At 68.4% G+C, this 6,923-nt stretch carries 6 protein-coding genes; 2 read left to right on the top strand and 4 right to left on the bottom strand.

Translation table 11 applies throughout. The annotated features are described in order from the left end of the window. Window positions 1-373: 373 nt before the first annotated feature. Window positions 374-1,585, bottom strand: a complete 1,212-nt coding sequence (gene tyrS / locus GGR66_RS19785; RefSeq protein ID WP_184450091.1) for a tyrosine--tRNA ligase — start codon at window positions 1,583-1,585, stop codon at window positions 374-376. 168 nt (window positions 1,586-1,753) lie between these two features. Here tyrS and GGR66_RS19780 point away from each other — a divergent pair, with 168 nt between their 5' ends. Together GGR66_RS19780 and GGR66_RS19775 are read left to right on the top strand one after the other, a co-directional pair. Continuing rightward, window positions 1,754-3,208 carry a peptidoglycan DD-metalloendopeptidase family protein gene (locus GGR66_RS19780; RefSeq protein WP_184450089.1) on the top strand — a complete coding sequence of 485 codons (1,455 nt, stop codon included), beginning with the start codon at window positions 1,754-1,756 and terminating at the stop codon, window positions 3,206-3,208. Between the two features lie 89 nt (window positions 3,209-3,297). Beyond that, entirely contained in the window at window positions 3,298-4,428 is a 1,131-nt protein-coding gene (locus tag GGR66_RS19775) for an anhydro-N-acetylmuramic acid kinase (protein WP_184450087.1), read from the top strand. Window positions 4,429-4,443: 15 nt separating this feature from the next. Here the strand turns inward: GGR66_RS19775 and GGR66_RS19770 are convergent, their stop codons facing one another. From GGR66_RS19770 to GGR66_RS19760, 3 genes are all read right to left on the bottom strand, one after another. Beyond that, the gene (locus GGR66_RS19770) at window positions 4,444-4,671 is read right to left on the bottom strand and encodes a hypothetical protein (RefSeq protein ID WP_160968628.1); all 228 of its coding nucleotides are present in this window, start codon (window positions 4,669-4,671) and stop codon (window positions 4,444-4,446) included. Between the two features lie 65 nt (window positions 4,672-4,736). Beyond that, window positions 4,737-6,056, bottom strand: coding sequence for an MFS transporter (locus GGR66_RS19765; protein ID WP_184450085.1), 1,320 nt, complete (start codon window positions 6,054-6,056; stop codon window positions 4,737-4,739). After that, entirely contained in the window at window positions 6,053-6,853 is an 801-nt protein-coding gene (locus GGR66_RS19760) for an exodeoxyribonuclease III (RefSeq protein ID WP_184450083.1), read from the bottom strand. Before GGR66_RS19760 ends, GGR66_RS19765 begins: the two co-directional genes overlap by 4 nt. Window positions 6,854-6,923: the final 70 nt, after the last annotated feature.

Raw genomic sequence — 6,923 nt, 5'->3', positions numbered from 1 at the left:
AACACCTTGTTGATCAAGGCCTTGACGCCGCTTCTTCGTCCAAACCCGTAGGCTTTTCCTCGAAGCGAGCCGGCCATATTAGCCGACTTTTTCACTTCGTCAACACCTTTTTGAGGAGGTTTTTGACGCCCTTGCCGCGTTGCCATGAAGGCGTTGCGTCAGGGGAGGGAAAGTATGGCTCCAAATCGTCCGCTTGGGAAGAGGGTGTGAAAACTTTTTTCACTCTGTCGTCGCAGAGCCCTGTCAGGGCCCTGTCTCCCCGCTGCCTGCGCGATCAGTCAGTACCGGCCGCGCGAGCGACGACATATAGATGTGCAAGCCGCCACCGCCGCACTAGCCTTCTGCCCGTCCCGCCGTGGCCGGGCAGGCAATCTCATGCAGCGATGAGCTGCACACGGGCGAAGGTGCGCTTGCCGACCTGCAGGACGCCTTCGAAGCCGGGCGCGAAGCTCTGCTGCGGATCCTCCACCACCTCGCCGGCCACGCGCACCGCCCGCTCCTTCAGCTTGCGGGTGGCCTCGGAATTGCTGGCGGTCAGGCCCGCGGCGGTCAGCAATGCGGCGATCCTCAACCCTTCCGCCGGCACCGCGACCTGATGCAGCGGCAAGGCACTGGTGTCGCCCTGCCCGGTCACCACCGCGTGCCAGCCGACGATGGCCTGTTCGGCGGCCGCGGCATCGTGGAAGCGGGTGGTCAGTTCGCGCGCCAGGCGCAGCTTCACTTCGCGCGGATGCAGGCTGCCGGCCTGCACCTGCTGCCGCAGCGCCTGCGCCTCGGTCATGCCGATCTCGAAGGACAGCAGCTCGATCCAGCGCCACATCAGCTCGTCGCCGATCTTCATGGTCTTGGTGACGATGTCGATCGCCGGCTCGCTGATGCCGATGTAGTTACCCAGCGACTTGGACATCTTGTTGACCCCGTCCAGGCCCTCCAGCAGCGGCATCGTCAGCACGATCTGCGCCGGCTGCCCGTAGTGCTCCTGCAGGCCACGGCCCATCAGCAGGTTGAACTTCTGGTCGGTGCCGCCCAGCTCGACGTCGGCCTTCAGCGCCACCGAGTCGTAGCCCTGCACCAGCGGATACAGGAATTCGTGGATGGCGATGGACTGCTGCGCGGCGTAGCGCTTGGCGAAGTCGTCGCGCTCGAGCATGCGCGCGACGGTGTGCTGCCCGGCCAGGCGGATCATGTCGGCCGCGCTCATCTGCCCGAACCACTCGGAATTGAAGCGTACTTCGGTACGGGCGCGGTCCAGCACCTTGAACACCTGCTCCTCGTAGGTGCGCGCATTGGCCAGCACGTCCTCGCGGGTCAGCGGCTTGCGGGTGACGTTCTTGCCGGTGGGGTCGCCGATCATCCCGGTGAAGTCGCCGATCAGGAAGATCACCTGGTGCCCCAGGTCCTGGAACTGGCGCATCTTGTTCAACAGCACGGTGTGGCCGATGTGCAGATCCGGCGCCGTGGGATCGAAGCCGGCCTTGACCCGCAGCGGGCGGCCGCTGCGCAGGCGGGCCTCCAGTTCTTCACGCTTGAGGATTTCGTCGGCACCGCGGCCGATCAGGGCAAGGGACTCTTCGATCGTGGACAAAACTGAAACTCCGGCGAATGGCGTCAAGCAAGATGAATGGCGTTAAGAGCGAGTTAACCATGCAGCCAGGTGAAAATCCGAGCCGGCTCAATGGTTTGACGCGCTGTAGAACGATGTTTATGGTAGCCGAGTTTTGAGCTCGCGCTTCGGGCTCGTGAGGAAGCCTTGATGCCCAACAGTGATCAGGAACGCGCGCGCCGGCAGCGGTTCCAGCAACGCCTTCACGTTCTCCACGACACTGCGCTGCATCGCAAGTTGAAGGAACATCTTCCCGCCGGCCGCTGGACGCGCCGCCACTGGATCCACGCCAGCCTGTTCGCCACCATCGGCGCGATGGTCGCCACCATCGTCCCGGGCTTCTCCAATGCCATCGACGTGCCGCTGCAGACCACGCAGGCGACGCTGGCACTGCCCTTGCCGCCGATCTCGCTTGCCCAGCAACAGCAGGCCGCGAACACCGACAACTGGCAGGTGGTGCGGATCCAATCCGGGCAGACCCTGGGTTCGGTGTTCGAGCAACTCGGCCTTCCGGCCACGGTGATGCAGCGGGTGCTGGACCATCCGGGCACCCACGACGCGCTGACCAAGCTGCGCCCGGGCGCGGAGATCGGCTTCGACCTGGCCGACGGCGGCGACCTGCGCGCCCTGCGTTTCGACCGCGACGCCACCCACCGGGTGGAGCTGTCGCTGCTGGGCGACGACATCAAGGAAAAGGTGATCGAGCGCGAGACCAGCACGCGCACCGTGGTCACCAGCGGCGAGATCACCAGTTCGCTGTACGTGGCCGCGCGCAAGGCCGGGCTGTCGCCGTCGGCGATCGCCACGATGACCGACGAGATCTTCAAGTACGACATCGACTTCGACAAGGACCTGCAGCCGGGCGACCGCTTCAGCGTGGTCATGGACGAGACCTGGCGCGAAGGCGAGCGCATCGACACCGGCAAGATCCTGGCGGCGACCTTCACCACCCGCGGCAAGACCTACAGCGGCTTCCGCTTCGAGCGCGGCGGCAAGCCGGCCGAATACTTCGACGTGACCGGGCGGCCGCTGAAGAAGAGCTTCATCCGCATGCCGGTGTCCTACAGCCGCATCAGCTCCACCTTCGGTGCGCGCAAGCATCCGGTGCTGGGCACCATGCGCATGCACAAAGGCATCGACTACGCGGCGCCGACCGGCACGCCGATCATGGCGGCCGGCGATGCGCGGGTGCAGTTCGTCGGCACCCAGCGCGGCTACGGCAACGTGGTGATCCTGGACCACGGCAAGGGCTACAGCACACTGTACGGGCACATGTCGCGCTTCGGCGGCGTCAAGGTGGGCCAGCGCATCAACCAGGGCACGGTGATCGGCTTCGTCGGCATGACCGGCATGGCCACCGGTCCGCACCTGCATTACGAATTCCGCGTGGACGGGGTGCAGCGCAATCCGGCCTCGGTGACGATGCCGCCGCCGACCCCGCTGGCCGGCGCCGAACTGGCGGCGTTCCGCGCGCAGACCTCGCCGGCGCTGGCGCGCATCCAGCGCGTGGAGAAGCTGATCTACGCCGATGCCGGCGAGCCGGCGGCGAAGAAGAAGAAGGTCGTCGCCTCGTCCAAGGCCGCCGCCTCGCACGACGCCGGCTGAGCGCCAGCGACCGGTTCCGCCGCGCCGCGCATTGACGGGCGGCGGCACCTGGCCCACGCTGCGGCGCCGACCGCTGCCTGGTGCCTTGCATGCCCTCGCCTTCCGCCGTTTCCGACGACGCCCTGTTCCTCGGCCTGATGTCCGGCACCAGCGCCGACGGCATCGACGCCGCGCTGGTGCGCTTCGACCATGACGGACGCCCGCAGCTGCACCTGGGTCGCACCTACGCCTGGGCACCGCAGCAGCGCGCCGCGCTGATCGCGCTGGGCGAAGGCGGCGACATCGCCTCGCTGGACGCGCTGGGGAAGCTCGACGCCGAGGTCGCGATCGCCTTCGCCGAGGCGGCGCTGCGCCTGCTCGACGACGCCGGCGTGGCGCCGGCCGCAGTCCGCGCGATCGGTTCGCACGGGCAGACCGTGCGCCACCGCCCGCTGGCCGACCCCGCCTTTACCTGGCAACTCGGCGACGGCAACCGCATCGCGGAGCTGACCGGCATCGCCACGGTCTGTGATTTCCGCCGCCGCGACGTCGCCGCCGGCGGCCATGGCGCACCGCTGATGCCGGCCTTCCATGCCGCGATGCTGGGGGCGGCGCACGAAGACCGGGCCGTGCTCAATCTCGGCGGCATCGGCAACCTGACCCTGCTGCCGGCGCACGGCGCCGTGCGCGGCTTCGACACCGGCCCGGCCAACGCGCTGCTCGATGCCTGGTGCCAGCGCCATCGCGGCCAGCCCTACGATGCCGGCGGCGCGTTCGCCGCCAGCGGCGCGGTCGACGCCGACCTGCTGCAGCGCCTGCTGGCCGATCCCTGGTTCGCACTGCCGCCGCCCAAGAGCACCGGGCGCGAGCAGTTCCACCTGCGCTGGCTGGAGGCCTGCCTGGAGGCGACGGCGCCCGCGCCGGCCGCGGTGCAGGCGACGCTGCTGGAACTCACCGCGGTCACCGTCGCCGACGCGCTGCAGACGCAGCAGCCGGCGACCCGGCAACTGCTGGTGTGCGGCGGCGGCATGCACAACCCGCTGTTGCTGGCGCGGCTGCAGGCGCGGCTGCCGGACGTGCAGGTGCAATCGACCCAGGCGCAGGGCCTGGACCCGGACTACATCGAAGCGATGGGCTTCGCCTGGCTGGCCCGGCAGACCCTGGCCGGACTGCCGGGCAACCTGCCGTCGGTCACCGGCGCGCGCGGGCCGCGCATCCTCGGCGCGATCCACCCCGCCTGAGCGACGCGTCGAAGGTCAGAAGCCGCTGCCGGACGGCAGCGCGCGCAAGGCCGCGATCGCCTCCGACAGCGCATCCACCTCGCGGTGCTCGAACCCGCTGCGCACGTCGTGCTCGCTGGAGAACAGGCCTTGCTCGATCAAGGCCAGCACCGCCTGGCGCTGGGTCCAGCCACGCGCGACGGCGATGCGGCGGATGCGTTCGAGCAGGAACGGGTCGATATCGCGCAACACAAGGTCGCTCATGCGGACTCCCGGGCAGCGGCGCACGGATGCGCCGTTGCTCATCATCCGTGCCTCAGGGCGCCCTTTCAATCGCCGGGCGCGGTCGCCTGTGGCGTCTGTTCGCGGATCCGCGGCCACAGCCAGGCCAGCAGCAGCAGGGTCGGGATCACGGTGAAGGCGCTGAGCACGAAGAAGGTGCTGTAGGAGGTGGCTTCGACGATGTAGCCGGAGACGCCGCCGACGAACTTGCCCGGCAGGTTGGCCAGCGACACCAGCAGCGCGTACTGGGTGGCGGTGAAGTTGCGGTCGGTCAGCGAGGACATGAAGGCGACCAGCACGGTGCCGGCGAAGCCCTGGAACAGGTTGTCGGCGCTGAGCGCGGCGTAGAACGACCAAAGCTGGCCGGGGTTGTGCGCCATCAGCAGGAACGCCAGGTTGGACAGCGCCACGCCCAGCGCGGCGACGAGCAACATGCGCCGGAAACCGAAGGCGGCCACCGCCAGACCACCGGCGAAGGCGCCGGCGATGCCCATCCAGACTCCGAACAGCTTGGAGACGGTGGCGATGTCGGCCTTGTCGAAGCCCGAGTCCAGGTAGAACGGGCCGGACATCACGCCGATCACCTGGTCGGGGAACTTGAACAGGCCCACGAACAGCAACAGCGCCAGCCCCAGCGCCAGGCCGTTGCTGGAAAAGAAGCTGGAGATCGGCTGCCAGAACGCGCCGACCACGTCGATCCTGCGCACCACCGTCGAGGCCGGCACCTCCGGCTCGCGGCACAGCAGGGTGGTGAGGATCGGCAGCAGCATCAGCCCAGCCATGACCAGATAGGCCACGGTCCAGTCGCCGTACTGCGCCAGATACAGCGCGCCGGCGCCGGCCAGGATCAGGCCGATGCGATAACCGAAGGTGTAGGTCGCGGCGAGCGCAGCCTGCGCCGACAACGGCGCGATCTCGATGCGATAGGCGTCCACCACCGAGTCCTGGGTGGCGCCGGCGAAAGAGGCGATCAGCACCCACAGCACCAGTGCGCCCACACTCAGTTCGGGGCGGGTGAACGCCAGCGCCACCAGGCCGATGGCCACGCCCAACTGCGAGACCAGCAGCCACGAGCGGCGCCGGCCAAGGAAGCCGAGCAGCGGGAAGCGGTAGCGGTCCAGCAGCGGCGCCCACAGGAACTTGAGCAGGTAGAAGAAGCTGGCCAGGCTGATCAGGCCGATGCTGCCCAGGTCCAGGCCGACGTCGCGCAGGCGCGTGGACAGGGTCTGCGAGGCGATCAGCAGGAACGGCAAGCCGCTGCCGAAACCCAGCAGCGCCATCGTCGCCGCCGACGGCGTGGCGAAGGCGCGCTTGATCCCGGCCCAGCCCTTGTAGGACACCGGCGCCGTGGAAGCACCGCCGCTCATTCGCGGTAGTCCACCGTGAACGGCGCATGGTCGGAGAAGCGCTGCGCGGTATAGATGGAACAGCCCTGCAGGCGCTCGCGCAACGCGGGAGTGACGAACTGGTAGTCGATGCGCCAACCGACGTCATTGGCGCGCGCCGCGCCGCGGTTGCTCCACCAGGTGTAGTCCTGGCCCTCCGGATGCAGCGCGCGGTAGGCGTCCACCCAGCCGCGGCCGCTGGCCGGGTCGGCGTCGTCGGCGCGATCGGCGCACAGGCCGTTGAGCCAGTCGCGCTCGGCGGGCAGGCAGCCGGAGTTCTTCTGGTTCGACTTCCAGTTCTTGATGTCCAACGCCGAGCGCACGATGTTCCAGTCGCCGCACAGCACGTAGTCGCGGCCGCTGTGCAGCCACTCCACCAGGATCGGCCGCAGCCAGTCCATGACCTGGAACTTGTAGCCCTGGCGCAGCTCGCCGGAGGACCCCGAGGGAATGTAGAAGGACACCACGCTCAGGTTGCCGAAGCGCGCCTCGATGTAGCGGCCTTCCTCGTCGAACTCGGGCCAGCCCAGTGCGGTCCGCACCTCGTCCGGCTCACGCTTGCTGTAGATGGCCACGCCGCTATAGCCCTTCTTGGTGCTGGCGTCGCGGAACCAGACCCGGTAGCCGTCCGGCAGGAACGCCGGCCCGGCCAACTGATGCTCCTGCGCCTTGGTCTCCTGCACGCACAGCACGTCCGCCTGCTGGGTGGCGAACCACTCGAAAAAGCCCTTGGTGGCGGCCGACCGCAGGCCGTTGGCGTTGAAGCTGATGATGCGCATAGAGCCGGGATTCGGGATGGAGGGATTGGGGATTCGTGGAAGCGTACCCCATGCGTGGACGCTGCACGCT

Source organism: Xanthomonas sp. 3498, assembly GCF_014199795.1.
GTDB classification, from domain to species: Bacteria; Pseudomonadota; Gammaproteobacteria; order Xanthomonadales; family Xanthomonadaceae; genus Xanthomonas_A; species Xanthomonas_A rydalmerensis.
Note: the sequence above shows the minus strand (reverse complement) of the source record. Positions and strands in the feature narration are given on the sequence as shown.

What these genes read in the sequence shown, in the direction of transcription:
- GGR66_RS19780 (WP_184450089.1), top strand. Translation starts at nt 1,754, where the DNA reads ATGCCCAACAGTGATCAGGAACGCGCGCGCCGGCAGCGGTTCCAGCAA.
- GGR66_RS19775 (WP_184450087.1), top strand. Translation starts at nt 3,298, where the DNA reads ATGCCCTCGCCTTCCGCCGTTTCCGACGACGCCCTGTTCCTCGGCCTG.
- GGR66_RS19770 (WP_160968628.1), bottom strand. Translation starts at nt 4,671, where the DNA reads ATGAGCGACCTTGTGTTGCGCGATATCGACCCGTTCCTGCTCGAACGC.
- GGR66_RS19765 (WP_184450085.1), bottom strand. Translation starts at nt 6,056, where the DNA reads ATGAGCGGCGGTGCTTCCACGGCGCCGGTGTCCTACAAGGGCTGGGCC.
- GGR66_RS19760 (WP_184450083.1), bottom strand. Translation starts at nt 6,853, where the DNA reads ATGCGCATCATCAGCTTCAACGCCAACGGCCTGCGGTCGGCCGCCACC.